General features: G+C 68.7%; 19 protein-coding genes and 1 pseudogene. 13 read left to right on the top strand and 7 right to left on the bottom strand.

What is annotated here, in order from left to right:
* The first annotated feature begins 19 nt into the window (after positions 1-19).
* Positions 20-394 (top strand): RidA family protein, encoded by a 375-nt coding sequence (locus tag AC1DWC_RS06760; protein ID WP_477906718.1) that lies wholly within the window; start codon positions 20-22, stop codon positions 392-394.
* Between the two features lie 142 nt (positions 395-536).
* On the opposite strand, the gene AC1DWC_RS06755 is transcribed toward AC1DWC_RS06760, so the two are convergent.
* Positions 537-1148: a TetR/AcrR family transcriptional regulator gene (locus tag AC1DWC_RS06755; protein WP_477906717.1), complete on the bottom strand. Its 612-nt coding sequence runs from the start codon at positions 1146-1148 to the stop codon at positions 537-539.
* A gap of 104 nt (positions 1149-1252) precedes the next feature.
* On the opposite strand from AC1DWC_RS06755, the pseudogene zapE reads away from it, so the two are divergent.
* The 3 genes and pseudogenes from zapE (at position 1253) to AC1DWC_RS06740 (ending at position 4627) form a co-directional block, all read left to right on the top strand.
* Positions 1253-2227 (top strand): annotated as a pseudogene (zapE, locus tag AC1DWC_RS06750) (cell division protein ZapE).
* Between the two features lie 100 nt (positions 2228-2327).
* Positions 2328-3164 (top strand): mycofactocin-coupled SDR family oxidoreductase, encoded by an 837-nt coding sequence (locus AC1DWC_RS06745; RefSeq protein WP_477906782.1) that lies wholly within the window; start codon positions 2328-2330, stop codon positions 3162-3164.
* Complete coding sequence (locus AC1DWC_RS06740; protein ID WP_477906716.1) at positions 3161-4627, top strand: MFS transporter; 1467 nt, start codon at positions 3161-3163, stop codon at positions 4625-4627. Before AC1DWC_RS06745 ends, AC1DWC_RS06740 begins: the two co-directional genes overlap by 4 nt.
* A gap of 72 nt (positions 4628-4699) precedes the next feature.
* Here the strand turns inward: AC1DWC_RS06740 and AC1DWC_RS06735 are convergent, their stop codons facing one another.
* The 3 genes from AC1DWC_RS06735 to kstD form a co-directional block, all read right to left on the bottom strand.
* Positions 4700-6505 carry a cholesterol oxidase substrate-binding domain-containing protein gene (locus AC1DWC_RS06735; protein WP_477906715.1) on the bottom strand — a complete coding sequence of 602 codons (1806 nt, stop codon included), beginning with the start codon at positions 6503-6505 and terminating at the stop codon, positions 4700-4702.
* Between the two features lie 94 nt (positions 6506-6599).
* Positions 6600-7460, bottom strand: coding sequence for a MaoC/PaaZ C-terminal domain-containing protein (locus AC1DWC_RS06730; RefSeq protein ID WP_477906714.1), 861 nt, complete (start codon positions 7458-7460; stop codon positions 6600-6602).
* Between the two features lie 11 nt (positions 7461-7471).
* The gene (gene kstD / locus AC1DWC_RS06725) at positions 7472-9202 is read right to left on the bottom strand and encodes a 3-oxosteroid 1-dehydrogenase (protein WP_477906713.1); all 1731 of its coding nucleotides are present in this window, start codon (positions 9200-9202) and stop codon (positions 7472-7474) included.
* A 145-nt stretch (positions 9203-9347) separates the two neighbouring features.
* Here kstD and AC1DWC_RS06720 point away from each other — a divergent pair, with 145 nt between their 5' ends.
* From AC1DWC_RS06720 to dmpG, 4 genes are read left to right on the top strand one after another with little or no spacing between them, the layout of a single operon-like run.
* A complete protein-coding gene (locus tag AC1DWC_RS06720; protein WP_477906712.1) occupies positions 9348-10967 on the top strand; it encodes an FAD-binding protein in 1620 nt (539 codons plus the stop codon).
* Positions 10968-10991: 24 nt separating this feature from the next.
* A complete protein-coding gene (locus AC1DWC_RS06715) occupies positions 10992-11777 on the top strand; it encodes a 2-keto-4-pentenoate hydratase (RefSeq protein WP_477906711.1) in 786 nt (261 codons plus the stop codon).
* A 12-nt stretch (positions 11778-11789) separates the two neighbouring features.
* Positions 11790-12692 carry an acetaldehyde dehydrogenase (acetylating) gene (locus AC1DWC_RS06710; RefSeq protein WP_477906710.1) on the top strand — a complete coding sequence of 301 codons (903 nt, stop codon included), beginning with the start codon at positions 11790-11792 and terminating at the stop codon, positions 12690-12692.
* 5 nt (positions 12693-12697) lie between these two features.
* Positions 12698-13786 (top strand): 4-hydroxy-2-oxovalerate aldolase, encoded by a 1089-nt coding sequence (gene dmpG, locus AC1DWC_RS06705; RefSeq protein WP_477906709.1) that lies wholly within the window; start codon positions 12698-12700, stop codon positions 13784-13786.
* On the opposite strand, the gene AC1DWC_RS06700 is transcribed toward dmpG, so the two are convergent.
* Entirely contained in the window at positions 13725-14063 is a 339-nt protein-coding gene (locus tag AC1DWC_RS06700) for a hypothetical protein (RefSeq protein WP_477906708.1), read from the bottom strand. The two genes, dmpG and AC1DWC_RS06700, sit on opposite strands and share 62 nt — an antisense overlap.
* A complete protein-coding gene (locus AC1DWC_RS06695; RefSeq protein WP_477906707.1) occupies positions 14060-15232 on the bottom strand; it encodes a 3-ketosteroid-9-alpha-monooxygenase, oxygenase component in 1173 nt (390 codons plus the stop codon). Before AC1DWC_RS06695 ends, AC1DWC_RS06700 begins: the two co-directional genes overlap by 4 nt.
* Positions 15233-15432: 200 nt before the next feature.
* Here AC1DWC_RS06695 and hsaA point away from each other — a divergent pair, with 200 nt between their 5' ends.
* The 5 genes from hsaA to AC1DWC_RS06670 all read left to right on the top strand — a co-directional run bounded on the left by hsaA (position 15433) and on the right by AC1DWC_RS06670 (position 19950).
* Complete coding sequence (hsaA, locus tag AC1DWC_RS06690; protein WP_072843179.1) at positions 15433-16608, top strand: 3-hydroxy-9,10-secoandrosta-1,3,5(10)-triene-9,17-dione monooxygenase oxygenase subunit; 1176 nt, start codon at positions 15433-15435, stop codon at positions 16606-16608.
* 10 nt (positions 16609-16618) lie between these two features.
* Complete coding sequence (gene hsaD / locus AC1DWC_RS06685; protein WP_477906706.1) at positions 16619-17500, top strand: 4,5:9,10-diseco-3-hydroxy-5,9,17-trioxoandrosta-1(10),2-diene-4-oate hydrolase; 882 nt, start codon at positions 16619-16621, stop codon at positions 17498-17500.
* Positions 17500-18399, top strand: a complete 900-nt coding sequence (hsaC, locus tag AC1DWC_RS06680; RefSeq protein ID WP_477906705.1) for an iron-dependent extradiol dioxygenase HsaC — start codon at positions 17500-17502, stop codon at positions 18397-18399. The genes hsaD and hsaC overlap by 1 nt, the downstream gene beginning before the upstream one ends.
* On the top strand, positions 18400-18984 hold the full coding sequence (gene hsaB, locus AC1DWC_RS06675; RefSeq protein WP_477906704.1) for a 3-hydroxy-9,10-secoandrosta-1,3,5(10)-triene-9,17-dione monooxygenase reductase subunit: 585 nt from the start codon (positions 18400-18402) through the stop codon (positions 18982-18984).
* Between the two features lie 66 nt (positions 18985-19050).
* Positions 19051-19950, top strand: a complete 900-nt coding sequence (locus AC1DWC_RS06670) for a hypothetical protein (RefSeq protein WP_477906703.1) — start codon at positions 19051-19053, stop codon at positions 19948-19950.
* On the opposite strand, the gene AC1DWC_RS06665 is transcribed toward AC1DWC_RS06670, so the two are convergent.
* On the bottom strand, positions 19937-21994 hold the full coding sequence (locus tag AC1DWC_RS06665) for a neutral/alkaline ceramidase (RefSeq protein WP_477906702.1): 2058 nt from the start codon (positions 21992-21994) through the stop codon (positions 19937-19939). The genes AC1DWC_RS06670 and AC1DWC_RS06665 overlap by 14 nt on opposite strands.
* Positions 21995-22095 lie beyond the last annotated feature (101 nt).

The following is a 22095-nucleotide window of genomic DNA, read 5'->3' as shown; positions in this document are numbered from 1 at the left end:
AAAGGGCAGGGAACGGAACATGGGACAGGGAAACGAGAACTGGGAAGAGGAGTTCGAGTACTCGGACGCCGTGCGGGCGGGCGACCTGTGGTTCCTCTCGGGGCAGGTCGGTCTCGAGGCCGACGGCACCGTGCCGGACGACATCGAGCGGCAGTACCGGTTCGCCTTCGATGCGCTGCTCGGGGTGCTGCGCAAGCAGGGCTGCACGGCCTCGGACGTGGTGGAGCTGACCACCTTCCACGTCGACTACCCCCAGCACCTGCCGGAGTTCATGAAGGCCAAGTCGCAGTTCCAGGGTGACGCGCGGCCGGCCTGGACCGCTGTGGGGGTCGCCGCACTCGCCATGCCGGGGACGCTGGTGGAGATCAAGGCCGTCGCCCGCGCCCGCGACTGATCGCCCCGCACCGACACGGTCGGTGGATGCCGGGTATCGGCTCCCACCGACCGTGATGGATCAGTGCGTGGCGAGGGCGATCCGGTCGAGCTCCTGCGCTGACCCGAGGTCGTGGAAGTGCCCAGTTTCAGCGTGTCTGAGTTCAGGGCCGGGCGCTCAGGCCTCTGAGATAGGTCGCGATTGCGGCGGTGAGCCGGCGTGCGCTCGCGGCAGTTCCGGGTTCCGGCCCGGCCAGGGCTTGCGCCCCGACCGAGTTCTCCCACACCAGTCCCTCGCACAGGGCAACGAAGTTGGCGCCGTCGACCTCGGGGTCGGCCGATCCGAGCTCCCGGACCAGGCCGGCCGCCAACTCCTGCGAGAAGATGCTGGTAGCCAACGCCCGCTGGATCTCCTTGTCGTGCACCATCTCCAGGGCGAGCGCGTAGCGGACGCGGATGTCCCGGGCCCGGTCGGAGAGCATGGCGTCGAGGGCCGAGCCGATGTCGGCCGCGAGTTCCTCGACGGCGGGTAGCCCGCCCGGGCGAGGCCGGGTCAGCCGAGACCGCTCGAAGTCGCGCCGTGAGCTCTCGGTCAGGCGCTCGACCGCCGCGACGAGCAGTTCCCGCTTGGTTCGGAAGTAGTACGAGGTGGATCCGGCGGGCAACTCGAGATGTCGGTCCACCGCGCGGTGGGTGAGGGCCCGGATGCCGTCGGCCGCGACTATGTCGAGTACCGCGTCCGCGATCCGTTCGCGTCGGTCCGTGCCGCCTGCCATCCCGTCACCACTCTCCGGCTACCGCCCGTTCCGTACCGAGTCCGGTCCCGGGGTGAGACCCATCTCGCATTGAGACCCCGACTCTACATTCGTAGAGTCGGGCCATGCTCAGGACCCGACCGACCATGACCGTTGAAACTTTCGAGCGTGCCGCCGCGGACGCGGGCTTCGAGCTCGACGCGGGCCAGCGGGTGGTCGCCGAGCGGCTCGCACGGGTGGGCCTGCGGCCCGGCCGCGGCGCCTACCTGTGGGGCCCGGTAGGCCGCGGCAAGACCTGGCTGATGGACGCGTACCGCGCCGGACTCACGGTGCGGCGCACCCGGCGGGTGCACTTCCACGAGTTCTTCCGGCAACTGCACCGTTTGGTGCACGAGGTCGGCATCGAGTGAGCGTCGACGGGCCTGCTCGATGGCTGCGACGTGCTGTTCTTCGACGAGTTCCACGTCCACGACATCGGGGACGCCGCGCTGCTCACCCGCCTGCTGTCGGCCTTGGAGGACTGCGGCGTCGCACTGGTTGTCACGTCGAACTACCCGCCGGACGGGCTGCTGCCCAATCCACTGTTCCACGACAAGTTCCGGCCGACGATCGAGACGTTGAAGCGAAGGCTCGAGGTGATCGAGCTGGTGGGCGAGCGCGACTACCGCCTCGGGGCCCCGCCGCAGGACGGGCGCTTCTCGTCGGGACGCTACCTGCCGGGCGGGACCCATCCGGCGCCGCCGCACGAGCACGAACGCACCACGGTGAGCCCGCCGTCCGGGCGCCCAGTCGTGGCCCGCGCGGTGCGCGGGGACCTGCTCTGGATCGACTTCGGCGATCTCTGCGAGCGTCCGGTCTCGCCGCACGACTACCTCGGCCTGGCCGCCGCCCACAGCCGGTGGGTGGTCAGCGGCGTCCCGCCGATCGGGGAGGCCGCCCCCGACGGGGTGCAGCGGTTCTGCACCCTCGTCGACGTCCTGTACGACCGCGACGTGGAGCTGACCGTGCTCGGCGCCGACTGGCGAACGCCGGATCTGCAGGACCCGCCGGCGGTCCCGGACCTCGCACGAGCCCGCAGCAGGCTGGCACTGCTGCGGTGACCGCGGCCCGCGTACCGCTGGACGGGATCGACCGGCGCAGGTCGCCGCGGGCGGAGTAGTGATGAGTGCAGACGAATTCGACGCGAGGGAGTGCAGCACGATGGACGATTTCGAGGGCAAGGTCGCACTGGTCACCGGGGGTGCCCGCGGACAGGGCCGCTCGCACGCGGTGGCCTTCGCGGAGCGCGGTGCCGATGTGGTGATCTGCGACCGGTGCGCGGACAACGACTCGGTGTTCTACCCGCTCGCCACCGAGGACGATCTCGCGGAGACGGTCCGGCTCGTCGAGGCCACCGGCCGGCGCTGCATTGCGGTCAAGGCCGACACCGGCGACCGGGCGGCGATGGACGCCCTCGTGGCCCGTGCCGAGTCCGAGTTCGGTCGCGTCGACGTCGCGGTCGCCAATGCGGGGGTGTCCGTCGCGGCTCCGGTGCAGTCGATGACCTCGGCCCAGTGGAACGAGGTCATCAACTCGAACCTGACCGGAGTGTTCAACACGCTCGGGGCGGTTTCACCCGGCATGATCGAGCGCGGCTACGGCCGGATCGTCACCATCTCGTCGATGCTCGGCCGAGCGGGCAACACCAACATGGTGGCCTACGCCGCGTCCAAGTGGGGCGTGATCGGGATGACCAAGAGCGCGGCCCTGGACCTGGCGAAGTTCGGCATCACCGTCAATGCGATTGCCCCGGGCAACATCTCGACGCCGATGATCCACAACGACGCGCTCTACTCGCTGATGCGGCCGGACCTGGACGCGCCGACCATGGACGACGTCGCGCCGGTGTTCGAGAGCCTGCACGCCCAGCCGGTGCCATGGCTCGACCCGTTCGAGATCACCCGCGCGGTGCTGTTCTTCGCCGCCGAGGCGAGCGCCCACATCAGCGGGACCGTGCTGCCGATCGACGCGGGCAACGCCGCCCGCGTCACGGGGTGAGCGCGGGGGAGACCACCGCACCCGAGGCCGGCGCTGCCGGGACGGTCGAGGCGCCGGTCGCGGAGTCGGTGATTCAGGATCCGGCACGTGCGCGACGCGTCGTGGCGGTCCTGAGTCTCAGTGGCGTCCTGGTTTCGCTCCAGCAGACGCTGGTGGTGCCCATTCTCCCCGATTTTGCCGTTGCGCTGAATGTCTCGTCCGCCACCGCGTCGTGGATGGTCACCGCGACCCTGCTGACGAGCGCGGTGGCGACGCCGCTCATCGGACGCCTCGCCGACATGTTCGGCAAGCGGTCGATGATGCTGGTGTGCCTGGCCGTGATGGTGCTCGGCTCGGCGGTCGCAGCGCTCGGCCAGGTGTTTCCGGTGGTGGTCGCGGGACGCGTCATGCAGGGATTCGCGATGGCGCTGCTACCGGTGGGCATCAGCCTCATGCGCGACGTGCTGCCGCGCGAGCGACTCGGCGGGGCGGTGGCACTGATGAGCGCCACCCTCGGGATCGGCGGGATGATCGGGATGCCGCTGGCCGGTGTCATCTACGAACACCTCGGCTGGGAGGCGCTGTTCTGGGTCAGCGGCGCGGGCGGTCTGCTGCTGGCGGCGTTGCTGCTCGCCGTCGTCCCGGAGTCAGCGGTCCGCTCACAGGGCCGGTTCGACTTCGCGGGCGCGTTCCTGCTGACCGCGGCCCTGACCGGGCTGCTGCTCGCGGTCTCCAAGGGTGGCGAGTGGGGCTGGACCGGCGTCAGCACGCTCACGTGTGCGGCGGTCGGCCTCGCCGCGTTGGCGGCGTGGATACCGCTCGAGTTGCGGATCCGGGAGCCTCTGGTGGACCTGCGGACCACCGTGCTGCGTCCGGTGCTGGTTTCCAACATCTGTGCGGTCCTGCTCGGGTTCGCGATGTTCCTCAGCGCCTATACCGCCACCCAGGAGTTGCAGGCGCCGGTCGAATCCGGTTACGGTCCCGGCCTTTCCGAGACCCAGGCCGGCCTGGCGATGCTGCCGGGCGGGCTGCTGATGGTCCTGCTGGCGCCCCTCTCGGCCCGGATGTCCCGACGTCACGGAGCCCAGGCAACCTTGATGGTGGGCGCCGTCGCGATCGCGGTGGGCTACGCGGTGCGCGCGGTGCTCGGGTCCGCGGTCCTCAATGTCACCGTCAGCGCGGCGATCATCTCGGGCGGGGTGGCCCTGGCCCTGGCGGCGATGCCGGTGCTGATCACCGAGGCCGCACCGGCGGACCAGACCGCCTCGGCGAACGGAGTGAACAGCCTGCTGCGCTCCGTCGGCACCTCCACCGCCAGCGCGGTGGGTGCAGCGGTGCTCGCGACGTCCACGGTCACGGCGGCCGGTGTCACGGTGCCCACCATCGGCGCCTTCAACCTGCTCTACTGGCTGGGGGCGGTGGTTTCGCTTGCCGCCGTGGCGGTCACGCTCTGTGTGCCGGCGCGTGCGCGCGTTCGGGCCTGATACCGCACCGGACAAAAGACGAGCGCCCCCCGCGCCGCGTCATGCGGTGCGAGGGGCGCTCGTTCGGTCCGGCTACGGCAGCAGCTGGTCCATGAAGGTGTTGCTGTAGACGCGGTGCGGATCGATGGCGTTGAACGCCGCGCGGGCGGTGTCCCAGTTGTCCGATCCCGGCAGGCCGTCCCGGTAGCTCCTCGGCAGGTCGTTCGAGATGATCGCCCCGTCGGTGTACGGCTTCTCCGGTCCGAATGCCCAGCCCTTCGACCACTCGGGACGGAAGACCGCGTCTGCGCCGGCGTAGTGCCCGCGCATCCACTGCTCCATCTCGCGGTAGAACGCGAACATGCCGGGGGTGCCGGGCACACCGAGCACGTTCAGCCAGATCGCGGTGTCCCACTCGGGATGGTCGTCGCGGATACGCATCGCCGAGATGGTCGGGGCGCCGGCGGCCGGCACCAGCACGTCCTCGACCCGATCCATGCCGCAGCAGCGGATCTCGACGGGGCCGTTGAGCGGGAACTTGCCCTGCGACTTGTAGGCCTGGATGCGCCCGTTGTACCACTGGGTGAAGTCGTGGATGACCTGGCCGATGTTCGCCCGGTTGGTGACGACGGCGCCGCCGCCCTCCGTCAGCCGCAGCGTGGTGGCCTTGATGTAGAACTGGACGTCCTTCGACCAGCCCCAGATGTCCTTGGTATTGGTCGACGCCAGGCCCGAGACGGTGGCGGCGTACATGCCCTGGCCGAACGTCGGGGCGATGCCCGGCAGTCCGGCGTTCAGCCCGCCGAGCAGGTCGGTCAGCGGCTCCGGCAGGTTGTCCGAGAACGTGTAGTTGTACGGACCCGTCACCTCGCGCGAGCTGGCCGGCTTGGTCGGGGCCAACGTCCACACCTTCAGCCACGGCTTGTCCGTGAACGGGTACCAGATTGCCTCCACGCCACCGGACTTGGCGACGTAGGACTCGAAGGTGCGGCCCTCGGCGCCCTTGGGGGCGAACATCTCCTCCCAGCCGATGTCGGTGAACGACTCGCAGCGCATCCGGAAGTTCGGGCCGACCTGCAGCGTCACCGAGGTGATGAAGGTACGGCCCAGGTTGGTCAGCAGTGGGTTGATCGCCGCGTCGCCGCGAGCGTAGGTGCGCAGCGCGTACTCGGTGCCGTTCCAGGCCACTACGGTCAGCGAGGTGACCAGGTTCGACAGCGAACCGTAGGTGTGTCCGGGGGCGGTGGCCTGGCCGTCGGCGGGCAGTGCCGCGCCGTGGGCGTCCACGGCGAGGCAGCCGGCGATGGTCAGCACGCCCGGTGCCGGCAGGTTGGCGATGCCCAGGCCCTGCTCCTGCAGTGCAGAGGTGATCTCGGACAGCGTCGCGCCGGGGCCGGCGGTGACCGTGTCCGGCGAACCCTTGTGCACGGCAACGCCGCCGAGGTGCTTGATGGTGTCGACGAGGATGACCTTGTCCACCGACGCGCCGTTGACGACGGTGAGCGGGGTCCAGCCGTGCATGGCGCCGCGGGGGCGCAGCTTGTAGTCCTTGGCGTGGGCCCAGTTGGTCAGCCGCACGACGTCGTCGGCGTTCTTCGGGAATGCGATCAGCGTCTTGTCCAGAATGATCTCCTTGGACCAGTTCTGGTACGCCTGCTGGGCCAGGTCGATACCTTCGGGGAAGTCCGGCGGCGCGGGGAGATCGGCGGCCGAACCGGAAGCGGATCCCGAGAGGACAGAGGAACCCGAGGCCGTGGAACCCGAGGAACCCTGGGTACGGACCGGGACGGCGTGGACGGGAGTCCATGCGCCGAGGGTCGAGACTGCGAGGGCCCCCGCACCTGCAGTGAGGAAGCCTCGCCTGGACAGGCCGGCCCGGTCATCGTGAGATGCAGACATGCGTCTACTCCGTTGTGGTGGTAGGTATTCGAGGGGGTTGTGCTGTTGTCTTGAAACTTGTGAGCGGCCGGTGAGGGCCGCGGGTGTTCAAAAGTCAGGCGAGGGTCAGGACGACATCTGCGAGGGCGGGCGAGTCGTCGCGATCCGGCACGGTGGCCGAGATCAGCAGACGTCCCGCATCCTCCCAGATGCGAACCCGGAGGTTCTCGCCCGGATAGACCACACCGGCGAACCTGGCCCGGTAGCCCTTGACCCGTGTTGCGTCGGACTCGAGGGCCAGGTCGACAGCCGCCTTGCACACCATCCCGTAGGTGCACAGTCCATGAAGGATAGGTGCCGGGAAGCCTGCGGCGGACGCGAATTCGGGATCCGAGTGCAACGGGTTCCGGTCACCGCACATCCGGTACAGCAACGCCTGCTGCGGCAGGATCGGCACGGAGGTCTCGAAGTCCGGCGCCCGGTCCGGAAGCGCGACGGACTCGGACGGGCCGCGCTCGCCGCCGAAGCCGCCCTCGCCGCGCGCGAAGATCGACGAGCGGGCGGTCCACAGCGGATTCCCGTCCAGATCGGTGGTGGTGGACTCCTGGACGATGACCGCGGCCTTGCCCTTGTCCCACACCTCGGAGATCCGGGTCGTGGTGCGTGCGCTTCCCTCGGCCGGGATCGGCCGGTGCACGGTCACCTCCTGGCTCCCGTGCACCACCTTCGCGAGGTCGATCTCCACGCCGGGGAAGGACACCTTCGGTGCCTCGGTGGCATGGATGTTGGCCACCACGGTGGCGAAGGTCGGGAGCACCTGCGGCTTGCCGTCGGTGAGGTAGCGCAGTTCTCGGGCGTCGAGCGGGCGGGCGCCCGCGCCGATGCCGAGGTGGTAGAGCTGCACGTCCGAACTGGTCCAGGTGAACTCCTGGACCGGAAGCTCGGCGCCGATCGCAATGTTCGGGTCGATGGGCAACTGCGGGCCTCTCAGTTCGAGTTGGTTGCGGCGGAGGGCGACTCGGCCTCGGTGCCCGCAGCGGCGACGGCTCCGGACTTGGCGCGCCGGGCGATGTCGAGGACGGCCAGGTAGCCGAAGGTCATCGCGGGTCCGATGGTCGCGCCGGGGCCCGCGTAGGTGTGGCCCATCACCGGTGCGCTGGCGTTGCCGGCGGCGTAGAGCCCCTCGATCCAGGTGCCGTCCTCGCGCAGGGCGCGGCCGTCGACGTCGGTGCAGATGCCGCCCTTGGTGCCCAGGTCGCCCGGGACCATCTTGATCGCGTAGAAGGGAGCCTTGCTCACCTCGCCGAGACTCGGGTTCTTCAGTCGCGGGTCGCCGTAGTACTGGTCGTACCCGCTGTCGCCACGGCCGAAGTCCTCGTCCTTGCCGTTGCGCGCAAAACCGTTGAAGCGCTCCACCGTCGAGGTGAGCGCCTCGACCGGGAGGCCGGTCTTCTCTGCGAGCTCGGCGATGGTGCCCGCCTTGACCACGACGCCGGCCTTGAGCCAGCGGCCGGGGAAGGGGGTGCGAGGGGTGATGCCCGCGAAGGTGTAGCGGTTGCGGTAACGCTGGTCCAGGATCATCCAGGTCGGGATGTTCTCACCCGGGCCCTCGCCCTGGCCGTACTCGCCGCCGTACATCATGTGCGTGGCCTCGACGTAGGGCGCGGCCTCGTTGCCGAATCGCTTGCCCGCGGTGTTGACCATCAGGGAGCCGGGCAGGGTCCGCTCGGAGAGGGCGAACCACGGGCCGCCGGTCAGCGGGATGGACGGGCCCCACCAGGCGTCGTCCATGAAGTCGACTGCCGCGCCGAGCTTCTGGCCGGCGACGATGCCGTCACCGGTGTTGGCCTTGGCGCCGACGGTCCACTCGGTGCCGATCGGCCCGCGCTGGTACTTCTTGCGCATCTCGTCGTTGTGCTCGAAGCCGCCGGAGCCGAGCACGACGCCGTGACGGGCGCGGATGACCTGCTCCTCGCCGTCGACGAGCACCTTCACGCCGCGGACGGCGCCGTCCTCCGTGTACAGCTCGGTCAGCGGGGTGTTCAGCAGGATCGGCACGCCCGCGTCGCGCAGGCCGATCCGCATGCCGGCGACCAGGGCCTGCCCGCGGACCAGCAGGTCCTTGCCGGTGGCCTTCGCGGCCAGGAACCGCATGCCGACCTTCATGGCGCGCACGGGGCCGCGGCGGTTGCGCATCAACAGGTTCAGCCACTTGTAGTCGGCCTGGGTGATGACGAAGTTCTTGGGAGCCTTGACGTAGTCGGGCTCGAGGTTCTTGCGGTCGGCGCCGAGCTTGTTGCCGTCGAACGGCGTGGGCTCGACGGAGCGTCCGCCGACCCGTCCGCCGGGGGCCTCGGGGTAGTAGTCGGAGTAGCCGGGCACCCACTGCAGCTCCAGCGCGCTGTTCTTCAGCACGAAGGAGAGCATCTCCGGACCGCGGTCCAGGTAGGTGTCGATGCGCTCGGGGGCGACGACGTCGCCGATGATGCTGTGCAGGTACTCGCGGGCGGCCGCCGGGGTGTCGGTGACCCCGTCCGCCTGCAGCGCCTCGTTGTTGGGGATCCACACCCCGCCACCGGATCGAGCGGTGGATCCGCCGTAGTGGGCGGCCTTCTCGACGATGACCACGCTCAGGCCCTGATGGGCCGCGGTCAGTGCCGCGGTCATGCCCGCGGCGCCACTTCCGACAACGACGACGTCGTATTCCTGCTTGCTCATGTAGAACACGTTATAGAATGATGGCCGGTATCGTCCATCCTTTCTGCCAGGAAGTATTCCTGAACTCGGACGATCCGATCAGAACCCAAACGAAAACACGTTGCAGTGACGAAAATTCGTTGCAGTGACGAGAGGGCGGTGCGCAGTGGCCTGGGACTTTTCCGCGGACGTCGTGGTGGTCGGAACCGGTGTGGCGGGGATTTCCGCGGCGCTGGAGGCGCTCGACTCGGGTGCGGAGGTGCTCGCCCTCGACAGGTGCAGCGGAGGCGGCGCCAGCACCATCTCCGGCGGCATCGTCTACGCAGGTGGCGGTACGTCCGTGCAGCGCGCGGCCGGGATCGACGACACCGCCGACGCGATGTTCGCCTACCTGAGCAGGGAGGTCGGCGACGCGGTCCGGCCCGAGACGCTGCGCCGGTTCTGCGACGAGAGCCCCGCGATGATCGACTGGCTGGCCGCCAACGGGGTGCCGTTCGAGGCGTCGCTGTGCCCGTACAAGACGTCGTACCCGACGGACAAGTACTACCTCTACTACTCGGGCAGTGAGGCCGCAGGCGGATTCCGCGACGTGGCCCCGCCCGCGCCGCGTGGACACCGGGCCAAGGGCAAGGGCACGTCCGGCAAGATGCTCTACCAGCCTCTGGTCGACTCCGCGCTGGCCAAGGGGCTACGGCTCGTGCAGCAGACCCGCGCGGTCCGCTTGCTGACGGACGACGCAGGCGCAGTCATCGGCGTGGAATGCATGAGCCTGCGCGCCGCGCCCGCCGCGGTGCGGGCCTCGCACGCCCGGCTGTCGGCGCTGTCGGCCAAGCCCGGCATCTACTACCCGCCGATGCGCAAGATCCTGCAGAAGCGCGTGGAGCGGATCGAGGCCCGCTACGCCCGGCCCATCCGGGTGCAGGCCCGCTCCGGTGTGATCATCAGTGCCGGCGGCTTCATCGCCAACCGTTCGATGGTCGCCGAGCATGCCCCGCGGTACCGCGGCGGACTGGCTCTCGGCACGGCCGCAGACGACGGCAGCGGCATCTTCCTCGGCACCGACGTCGGCGGTGCCACCGCCAAGATGTCCAACATCTCGGCGTGGCGGTTCATCGTCCCGACGAGCGCGTTCCTCGGGTCCCTGCTGGTGGACCGGCGGGGGGAGCGGATGGTCGACGAGTCCCGGTACGGCGCCGCACTGGGCCACGCGATGATTGCCGAGCGTGAGGGGCAGGGCTGGCTGGTCGCGGACGCCGACCTCGTCGCGGAGGCTCGCGCCCAGTTGCGCAGTCAGACCAACTGGTTCCAGCGGATCCAGGCGGAGACACTGCTCCGGCTGGACCACACCACCGGTCGCACCCTCGTCGAGGTCGCAGCCAAGGTCGGGGTCGACCCGGCCGGTCTGGCCGCGACCGTCACCGCGCACAACGAGGCGATCGAGACCGGCGCGGGCGATCCGATGGGCAAGCCCGACGACTTCCGCCGGCCGGTTCGCACCGGACCCTTCTCGATGTTCGACGTCTCGCTGAAGAAGAGCCTGACCAACCCGCTGCCGATGATCACCCTCGGTGGGCTCGTCGTCGACGAGGAGTCCGGGGCGGTGATCACCGCCGACGGTGCTGCGATCGACGGCTTGTACGCGGCCGGCCGCACCGCGGTGGGGATTTGCTCGAATTCCTACGTGAGCGGACTCTCGCTTGCAGACTGTGTGTTCTCCGGCCGTCGCGCCGCCGCGCACGCCGCGCGTCGCGGGTCCATTCGGCCCGGAGTCGTCTCGACGACATAGTCCGCACCGAAGGGAAACCGGCCCATGCTTTCGACCGAATCGCGTTTCGAGATTGCGGACCGGCTGCATGCCGCGGAGAAGGGATTCGCCCCGCTCGACCCGTTGTCGGCGCGCTACCCCGACATCGACATGGTCGACGCGTACGAGATCCAGCTGCTCAACGTCCGCCGCCGGGTCCTGGCAGGGGAGCGGGTGATCGGGCACAAGGTGGGGCTGACGGCCAAGGCGATGCAGGAGATGCTCGGGGTCGACGAGCCCGACTACGGGCACCTCTTCGACACCTGCCAGCTGCGCGAGGACGAGCCCGTCGCCTGCTCACGCTTCCTGCTGCCCCGCGTGGAGATGGAGGTCAGCTTCATTCTCGGTGCCGACCTGCCCGGTTTCGGATGTACCGTTGAGGACGTGCTGGCCGCAACGGAATTTGTGGTCCCGTCCATCGAGCTGATCGACACTCGGATCAAGGACTGGAAGATCGATCTGGTCGACACCGTGTCCGACAACGCCTCGTACGCGGGCCACGCGATCGGTGCCGGGCGGGTCCGCCCCGGCGACATCGATCTCACCGCCATCGACGCGACGCTCAGCATCAACGGCGACCGTGTCGCCGAGGGTCGCAGCGATGCGGTACTCGGGCATCCGGCCAGGGCGGTGGCCTGGCTGGCGCGCACTGTCGACAGCTTCGGGGTGCGACTGACGGCGGGAGACGTCGTGCTGCCGGGTTCGTGCACCCGCGCCGTCGACGTTCGTCCGGGTGACCAGGTCAAGGCCGAATTCGGTGGGCTCGGTTCGGTGTCTCTCCAGTTCACATAGGAGTTGGTTTCGATGGCCACAGCGAGTGTCGCGATTGTGGGGTCGGGCAACATCGGCACCGACCTGCTCTACAAGCTGCAGCGTTCGCAATGCCTCGAGCCTCGCTGGATGATCGGTGTCGACCCGGAGAGCGAAGGCCTGGCCCGGGCCCGCCAGATGGGGCTGGAGACCTCCGCTGACGGCATCGACTGGTTGCTGAGCCAGTCCGAGAAGCCGGACCTGGTCTTCGAGGCGACGTCCGCGCACGTGCATCGGGACGCGGCGCCCCGCTACGCGGCCGCCGGCATCCGGGCGATCGATCTCACCCCCGCCGCGGTCGGGCCGCCCGTCGTGCCGCCCGCGAACCTGCGCGAGCACCTGGATGCGCCGAACGTCAACATGATCACCTGCGGCGGTCAGGCCACCATCCCGATCGTGCACGCGGTCTCGAGGGTGGTCGACGTGGTGTACGCGGAGATCGTCGCCTCGGTGGCGTCGCTCTCGGCCGGCCCGGGCACCCGCGCGAACATCGACGAGTTCACCAAGACGACCAGCCGCGGTGTCGAGGTGATCGGGGGTGCCAGCAAGGGCAAGGCGATCATCATCCTGAACCCGGCGGATCCGCCGATGATCATGCGCGACACCATCTTCTGCGCGATCCCGGAAGAGGCGGACCACGCGGTGATCGCCGAGTCCATCCACCGGGTGGTCGCGGACGTCCAGCAGTACGTGCCCGGGTACCGCCTGCTCAACGAGCCACAGTTCGACGAGCCGAGCCTCGCCTCCGGCGGGCACGCGACGGTCACCACGTTCGTGGAGGTCGAGGGCGCGGGCGACTTCCTGCCGCCGTACGCGGGCAACCTCGACATCATGACCGCGGCGGCAACCAAGGTGGGCGAGGAGATCGCCCAGAGGCTTCTCGGCGTCGAGGCGTGAGGGACATGACCAAGAGCGAAGCGGCACGGCAAGGCACCGTTCATTTCAACGGAATCCACTTCGACAGCTCGTGGGACATCCGGGTCACCGACACCTCCCTGCGGGACGGCTCGCACCACAAGCGACACCAGTTCACCGGCGACGAGGTGCGCGCGATCGTCGGGGCGCTCGACAACGCCGGCGTCCCCGTCATCGAGGTGACGCACGGTGACGGCCTCGGGGGATCGTCGTTCAACTACGGCTTCTCCAGGGTTCCGGAGCAGGAACTCATCAAGATCGCGGTGGACACCGCGAAGCAGACCAAGATCGCCTTCCTCATGCTGCCCGGACTGGGCATCGGGGAGGACATCATCGAGGCGCAGGACAACGGCGCGTCGATCTGCCGGATAGCCACGCACTGCACCGAGGCGGACGTCTCGATCCAGCACTTCGGGCTGGCGCGTGAGCGAGGCCTCGAGACCGTCGGGTTCCTGATGATGGCGCACTCGACGACGCCGGAGAAGCTCGCCGAGCAGTCCCGGATCATGGCGGACGCCGGCTGCCAGTGCGTGTACGTGGTGGACTCCGCGGGCGCGCTGGTGCTCGAGCAGGTCTCGGACCGCATCGAGGCACTGGTCCAGGAGCTCGGCAGCGACGCGCAGGTGGGCTTCCACGGCCACGAGAACCTGGGCCTGGGCGTCGCGAACTCGGTCGCGGCGGTGCGGGCGGGCGCGCGTCAGATCGACGGCAGCACCCGGCGGTTCGGCGCGGGTGCGGGCAACGCCCCGGTCGAGGCGCTGGTCGGGGTCTTCGACAAGATCGGCGTCAAGACCGGCATCGACTTCTTCGCGATCGCCGACGCCGCCGAGGACGTGGTCCGCCCGGCGATGCCGCAGGAGTGTCTGCTCGACCGGCAGGCGCTGATGATGGGCTATGCCGGGGTGTACTCGAGCTTCCTCAAGCACGCCGAACGTCAGGCGCAGCGGTACGGGGTCTCCGCGGCCGAGCTGTTGCGCACATCCAACGGATGTGCGCCCCTCCCTCGTTGTACTGCTACTCGGTTGCGTCGCGGATCTCGACGATGCCCTCCATCACGGCATGGTCGATGCTGCTGATCAGGCGCGGGCAGGTCTGCATCGACCCAGTGCGACCGCCGGCGCCGGCGAACTCAGGGCACGCCTCAGTGGGATTGGCCTGCCACTGGATGCTGGTGTGCCTGATGCTGTTCTTCCGGACGAGTACGCAGGTACCGCAGGCGCGGCACTCCACCTCTTGCAGCCCCTGCTCGAGGTAGGTGTGGTGGTCGACGACAGTCTGCGCACGGACGGCCTCGACCAGGGCCGGGCTGGAAGCGTAGTTCGGGGCCTTGGCCCAGGTCGAGGTCATCGTCATACGCCCGTCTTGTTCTCGGCCGCGGCCTTCTCCTCGGCCTTGCGGGCGAGGTTCGCGTCGACCTCGCGCTGCCACGCCTCGACAGCCCTGGTGGTGTCGATCTCGAACTCGAACCGCTGCGTCATCTTCTCGTCGATGTCGGCGACGTCGACGTAGAACTGCTCGTACCAACGACGCAGCTGGTAGACCGGGCCGTCCTCTTCGCAGAGCAGCGGGTTCTCGATCTTGGTCTTGTTCTTCCAGATCTCGACGTCCTGCTCGAAGCCCATTGCGACGCCCTCGGTGAACTTGCGCGCCAGCTTGTTGCTGGTGGCGTCGTCGAGGCCCTTCGGCTTCTCCACGCTCACGCCGTACATGAGCATGAAGGAGTCCTGCGTGATCGGGTAGTGGCAGTTGATCAGGACGCTCTCGACCTTGTAACCGCTGTAGTTGTTGTGCAGCCAGTTGACCATGTACGACGGGCCGAAGTACGACGCCTCCGAGTCCAGCACGGACTCGCCGTACTGGGTGCCCATGTCGCCCACGTCCGGACGGCCGTGGTTCTGCAGGTACTGGGACGCGACGTGGCCCTCGAAGACGTTCTTGAAGTACTTCGGGAATCCGTAGTGGACGTAGAAGAAGTGCGCCATGTCCACGACGTTGTCGACGATCTCGCGGCAGTTGGAGCCGTTCACCACGATCCGGTTCCACCGCCAGTCGGTCCACTCGTCGGTGAGAACCTCCGGCAGCTCGGGGATCGTGACGTCCTCCGGCGGCGGGTTGCCCTCGGGGTCGTGCCAGATGAACAGCTGCTTGTTGCGCTGCAGCGTGGTCCACGAGCGGGTACGCGCGAGCGGCGGAACACGCCGGGCATAAGGGATTCCGGTGCACTTGCCGTTGCCGCCCCAGCGCCAGTCGTGGAACGGGCAGGCGACCGAGTCGTCCTTGATGGTGCCCTGACTGAGGTCGCCGCCCATGTGCCGGCAGTACCCGTCGAGGACGTTCAGCTTGCCCTCGCTGTCGGCGAAGACGACGAGCTTCGTGCCGAACGCTTCCACCGAGTGCGGCTTGCCGTCCAGAAACTCGCTTTCGAGGCCGATGCAGTGCCAGCCGCGGGCGAACCGCGTCGGGGTGCTGCCCACATCGATCTCACGAACGCCCTTGCCGGATGCGCCGCTTCTGTCGGTCATCTGTGCCCTCACATCCCTTCGGTCTTGTTACTAGAACACGTTATAGAACTTGTGTCGGTTTTGCCAGACATTGAGGACAGTTGGCGCAGTCAGGGACTTTCCCTCCGGTCGGCCCGGATCTGCTCGACATGAATGGGAACGTGTTCTAGTCTCAGGTGAAAGTGAACCTCCGAGCCGCACTACACATGAGGGAGTGACCAGTGGGTGAGCACGACAGCCGCGTGGTGATCGAGAAGCTGAACGAGCTTCTGCCGACCCTGCGCGAGCGCGCACAGGAGACCGAGGATCTTCGTCGAATTCCCGACGATTCGATCAAGGCCCTTCAGGAGGCCGGCTTCTTCCGTCTTCTGCAGCCCGCCCAGTGGGGCGGCTACGAGGCGAGCCCGGTGGAGTTCTACACCGCGGTCCGCAACATCGCGAGCGCATGCGGCTCGACCGGCTGGGTGGCCGGCATCATCGGCGTGCACAACTGGCACCTCGCGCTGTTCTCGCAGCAGGCGCAGGAGGACGTGTGGGGAGTGGACCGCGACGTCCGGATCTCGTCCTCGTACGCACCGATGGGCGCGGGCACCGCGGTCGACGGCGGGTACCAGGTCTCCGGTGCGTGGGCCTGGTCCTCCGGTTGTGACCACGCCGACTGGGTCGTCGTGGGTGGACCGGTCATCAAGGACGGCCGCCCGGTCGACTTCGGCAGCTTCCTGATCCCGCGCTCGGACTACGAGATCGACGACGTCTGGAACGTCGTCGGCCTGCGCGGCACCGGCAGCAACACGGTCGTCGTCAAGGACGTGTTCGTGCCGCGGCACCGCTTCCTGAGCTTCAAGGCGATGAGCGACCTGACCGCGCCGGGCCTCGAGAACAACACCGCCCCGGTTTACAAGATGCCGTGGGGCACGATCCACCCCACCACCATCTCGACGCCGATCGTCGGCATGGCCTACGGCGCCTACGACGCGCACGTCGAGCACCAGGGCAAGCGAGTGCGGGCCGCGTACGCCGGCGAGAAGGCCAAGGACGACCCGTTCGCCAAGGTCCGGATCGCGGAGGCGTCCAGCGACATCGACGCCGCGTGGCGTCAGCTGCTGGGCAACGTCGCCGACGAGTACGAGTTGCTGCTCGCGGGCAAGGAGGTGCCGATCGAACTGCGCCTGCGTGCCCGACGCGACCAGGTCCGCGCCACCGGTCGTGCGATCGCCTCGATCGACCTGCTCTTCGAGAACTCCGGTGCGACGGCGCTGCAGAACGGCACCCCGATCCAGCGCTTCTGGCGCGACGCGCACGCCGGCCGCGTGCACGCCGCCAACGACGCCGAGCGCGCGTACGTGATGTTCGGTGGCGCCGAGTTCGGTCTGCCGCTCACGGACACGATGGTCTAGGGGACCGCTGATGACAGTGACCGAAACCCCCGAGTACACCTACGAGTCGACCTCGCGCTTCGCCCAGGTCCGTCCGGACCTGAAGCTGCACTACCACGAGGCCGGCGTCGGCAACGGCCCGACGATCGTGCTGCTGCACGGCGGCGGACCCGGCGCCTCGTCCTGGTCGAACTTCGCCAAGAACATCCCGGTGCTGGCGCAGCAGTTCCACGTGCTGGCGGTGGATCAGCCCGGCTACGGCCAGTCGGACAAGCCGGTCGATCACCCGCAGTACTTCGTGCACAGCGCCTCCGCGCTCAACGACCTGCTCGACACGCTGCAGATCGAGGGCCGGGTGCACCTGCTGGGCAACTCGCTCGGTGGCGGTGCGGCCGTGCGGTTCGCACTCGACTACCCGGAGCGGGCCGGCAAGCTGGTGCTGATGGGCCCCGGTGGGCTGAGCGTCAACCTGTTCGCGCCGGACCCCACCGAGGGTGTCAAGAACCTCGGCAAGTTCAGCTACCAGCCGACCCGCGAGAACCTCGAGGCGTTCCTGCGGATCATGGTGTTCGACCAGTCGCTCATCACCCCCGAGCTGGTCGAGGAGCGCTTCGCTGCCGCCAGCACCCCGGAGTCGCTGGCCGCGGCCAAGGCGATGGGGAAGTCCTTCTCCAGCGCGGACTTCGAGCTCGGCATGCTCTGGCGCGAGGCATACAAGCTGCGCCAGCGCGTGCTGCTGATCTGGGGCCGCGAGGACCGGGTCAACCCGCTCGACGGTGCGCTGGTGGCGCTCAAGATGATCCCGCGCGCGCAGCTGCACGTGTTCGGTGGCTGTGGCCACTGGGCGCAGCTCGAGAAGTTCGACGAGTTCAACCGACTGGCCGGCGACTTCCTGCTCGAAGGAGGTAAGTGATGGGTATTCGTTCGCTCGCGTACATGCGCATCGAGGCCACCGACATGGCGGCCTGGCGCGAGTACGGACTGAAGATCCTCGGCATGGTCGAGGGCAAGGGCACCAACCCGGACGCCCTGTACCTGCGGATGGACGACTTCCCGGCTCGACTGGTGATCGTGCCGGGCGAGAAGGACCGCCTGCAGGTCTCCGGCTGGGAGACCGCCAACGCCGCTGAGCTGCAGGACATCCGGGACCGGCTGTCCGGGGCGGGGGTGCCCTTCAAGGAGGGCACCGCCGACCAGTTGCAGGACCGTCGCGTCGTCGAGATGATCGCGTTCGAGGACACCTCCGGCAACACGCTCGAGGTGTTCCACGGCGCGGCGCTCGAGCACCGTCGGATCGTCAGTCCGTACGGCCACAAGTTCGTCACCGGCGAGCAGGGTCTCGGGCACGTCGTGCTCACGACCAACGACGACGACGCGTCGCTGCGGTTCTACCGTGACGTGCTCGGCTTCAAGCTGCGCGACTCGATGCGACTGCCTCCGCAGATGGTGGGCCGGCCCGCGGACGGGGAGCCTGCCTGGCTGCGCTTCCTCGGCTGCAACCCCCGGCACCACAGCCTGGCGTTCCTGCCGATGCCGAACCCGACCGGCATCGTGCACCTCATGGTGGAGGTGGAGAACTCCGACGACGTCGGACTCTGCCTGGACCGGGCAATGCGCAAGAAGGTCAAGATGTCCGCCAGCCTCGGCCGGCACGTCAACGACCTGATGCTGTCCTTCTACATGAAGACCCCGGGCGGGTTCGACATCGAATTCGGTTGCGAAGGACGCGAAGTCGAAGACGACTCCTGGATTGCGCGGGAGAGCACGGCAGTGAGCCTGTGGGGTCACGACTTCACGGTGGGAATGAAGTAGATGGGTTCCCCCGAGGTGGCGCCCGGGACTGCCGCGGAGATCGATCCGCGGCAGTTCCGCACGGTGCTCGGCCAGTTCTGCACCGGCGTCACGATCATCACCACGATGGACGAGGGCGAATCCGTGGGGTTCGCCTGCCAGTCCTTCGCGGCGTTGTCACTGGATCCGCCGCTGGTGCTGTTCTGCCCGACCAAGGGTTCGCGTTCCTGGGCGGCGATCGAACGCAGTGGCAAGTTCTGCGTCAACGTCCTCGCCGAGGAGCAGCAGTCGGTGTGCGCACGCTTCGGCTCGCGTGAACCGGACAAGTTCGCAGGGATCGACTGGACGGCTTCACCTCTCGGGTCGCCGATCATCGACAAGTCGTTGGCTCACATCGACTGCACCGTGGAGACCGTGCACGACGGCGGCGACCACTTCGTGGTGTTCGGTCGGGTGCATTCGATGAGTGAGATCAAGACCGAGCGGCCGCTGCTGTTCTATCGTGGGCAGTACACCGGAATCGAGCCGGACAAGACGGTGCCTGCGCCGTGGCGTGACGATCTCGAGGCATTCCTGACCACGACAACAGAGGACACCTGGCTCTAGGAGATCTACCGAGGAAGGTGTCCTCACACCAGAAGGACGGACACTTCAGTGCACGAGCCGCGCGCCATGAGACATCGAGTGATCTTGGCGCAGGCGGTGATCGGGGCGCTCGCAACTTCCGTCGCGCTGACCGCGCCCGCTGCCGCCCAACCGGCAGCGGGCGCGGTGCATTCGGGGGTGGTGCAGGCCCGTTCGTGCGCCAACCTGGGCGTCACCATCCCCCTGAACCCGGAGCAGGCCGGCCGCGCCAGGGCGGTGCTCCCGGAGGGTTTCGCTCTCGCTGCGCTGCCCACGATGCTCGTCGAGACCTCGACCTGCGAGGGGGCGAGCGTGAACGACACCGAGATCGGGTCGTTCCACCTCTCCGAGGCCGCGCTGTCCGTCGAGCCCCCGCGGGCCGTCAGCTCACCGCGACTGGGCGAGGTGATGGCCGAGAACATCTACATGCTCTCCCAGTTGGACACGAACACGGTTCTGTCCGAGTACAAGTCGGGCCTCGGATATCGGTCGGAGGTCACCGACATCGCGCTTGACCTCGGCGCACCCGACGCGATCGGGCGCCAGGCGTCCGCCTCGGCGGGCGGCACCATCGCGCCGACCACGGCGACCGCGCAGTTGACGCCGTCGCTGCTGCCGGATGCGGTGCGCGTCCCGAATCCCGGCATCGTCTACAAGCTGTGGACCCGGGACAGCCAGGGCCGCAACGTGGTCACCACGAACGCCAACATGACGATCAACCGTCCGGCCGCGGGGGTCGGGACCGTCACGGTGGCGGAGGGCACGGTGCTGCACCGGATCCTCGGCAGTGGCACCGCCACCGGCGTCGCCTTCTCCGGTCAGGCCGAGAGGTTCGTCAACGACACGTTCGTCTTCTGCGATGCAGGGGCCCTTCGGGATTCGCGGGGCACCCGCGGGCGTCATCCTGCCGCCGACGGTGCCCCGAGGACGAGGCCTACCCGACGGTGAACTCGCCGGAGACACCGCTGAACGACGACACCGTCCCGGATCGGTCCTTCTGGTCGCCGAAGAGCTGGACCCGGTAGGTGCCCGCCTCCGTGTCGGCCGGGACGTCCCAGGTGATCCGGGCGACCGAGCCGTGCTGGCCCTCGCGGCGCCAGCGGTACTTGGTGGACCAGGAACCGTCGTCGGCCACCCGCACCCAGTCCGCACCCTCGCGCCGCTGGATCTCGAGGAAGGTGCCGTTGCGGCGCTGGTTGTTCTTCGGGTGCCCGGTGACGAACTCGACGGCCACCTCGGTGCCGGGCGCCGCGTGCGCGGCGGGCGGCACCAGCACGTCACCGTAGGCGTGACCGGCTACCGGCTCGTCGAGGTCGACGTACTGCACGGCACCGGGCTGGACCGCCGAGAGGTCGCGGGGAGCGGGTCCGCGCGGTACCTGGGCGCCGGTGCGCAGCGCGGCCGCGAGCGCGGCGTAGCCCTGCTGGTAGGCCGGCAGCGTGTACCGGCCGAACAGCGTGGAGCCGCCCTCGTACTGCTGGGAGTCGTACTCCTCCGGGGTGGTGCAGTAGCTCGAGTAGGAGTTGGCGTAGCCCTGGAAGATCACGTTCTCCAGCGGGACCCCGAGTTCCTCGGCGACCGTCCGGCGGATCCGCAGCCCCGAGACGATGGTGTACTCGGCCGGTCCGCCGACCACGTAGAGGTCGCCGATCCGGATGATCTGGATCTTGAGCACATGCGGGACCCAGCCGTCCGGGGGCAGCAGCCCGACCGGGACCACCACCAGCTTCGGTGCCTGCGCGTCCGCGAGCCACTGCGGGGTCGGCATGTCGGTGCCGCCGAACGCGTCGATGATCGGGTTACGGGTGCCCTCGGGGAAGATCGGGATGGCCGGGCCGTCCTCGGTGCTGCCGGCGGCCATGGCTGCGCCGATGCAGGCGGGGGAGGTGCTCTGCGGGGTGCCGTCCGGGGTGAACCGGCCGTCGACGCGCTGAGCGGCCATGTCCAGGTACATCATCCGGCTGTCCACGGCGAGCTTCGACAGGGGTGCCGCGTCGCGGAAGGCGGTGCGCGCCGCCGCCAGCTGGCGCTCGCCGATGATCCGGGCATTCTCGAACTCGTCGTCGGTCGGACCGTGTCCGGGCTCGAGGTCGAGGTTCGGGGACATGTCTCCGGCATTGGTCTGCGGGAAGCAGGCGACGAACTCCGGGGCGCCGGCGAGGTAGTCGACGCCGGCGACGTCGTGCTCCCAGAAGTAGGCGGCTGCACCCTTGTTGTCGCCGGAGATGAGCAGGTTCTCGTTTGTCAGCGACGCGCAGTGGGTGGGGAACCAGGCGATGCCGCCGACGTTGGTGTCGGCCTGACTGATTCGGAGCACCCGCATCGCGGTGTCGATGCCCAGTGGGTAGTAGTCCTTGTCCGCCTGCGGGTTCCGGTCGAACGCGGCACGGGAGCGGTTGACCGAGGCGTCGGCGAGCGTGCTGCGGCCGTACGCGAGTGCGCCCGGGGCGAGGTTCTCGTGCGCGGCGGCGACGGCCTCGACGATGCCGTCGACCTCGGCCCGGAAGGCCAGCGGCTGGAACCCGAGGGTGGCCAGGCTGTAGGCGTAGTCGTGACTCGTACCGCCGCAGGCGGCGTGCGAGTGCACGGCGGTGAGCATGACGTTGCGCTCGGTGTAGCGGTCGCCGTAGCGCTCCGCGAGCCGGGCCAGTACGGCGTCGTGCACGGACTGGAAGATCATGCAGGTGTCGGTGCAGGCGTAGACCACCCGGTTGTCCTGGGCGTCGGCGAAAACGTACGCGCGCACCCGGGTGCGCTGGTGCAGGCCCTCGGCGCGCTGGGAGAACTCGGAGTAGCCCATCATGCCGTTCTCGGCGATGGGGCCGGTGACGTCGGAAAGTCCGACGCCGACGCGGAAGCCGCCGGCGGCAGGCGTCGTGCGCGCCCGCTCGGCCGGGCCTTGTTGAGCTGCGGCGGCGTGACCCGCGCTCAGGGCTGTGAGCGCTGGTGCGGCCGCCGCCCCGGCGAGCACGCTGCGTCGACTGATCGTCACCACGGATTCCTTTCGGAGGCAGGAGGAGCGCCGAACTGGTCAAGCGTCCAGTGAGACAGCACACACGAATCGGCGCCGGATGGCAAGGGCTGACGACCTTC

The sequence above is a fragment of the Rhodococcus sp. P4_C10 genome (genome assembly GCF_056402135.1).
The sequence above is the reverse complement of the archived record's forward strand: the minus strand, read 5'-3'. Positions and strand labels throughout refer to the sequence as shown.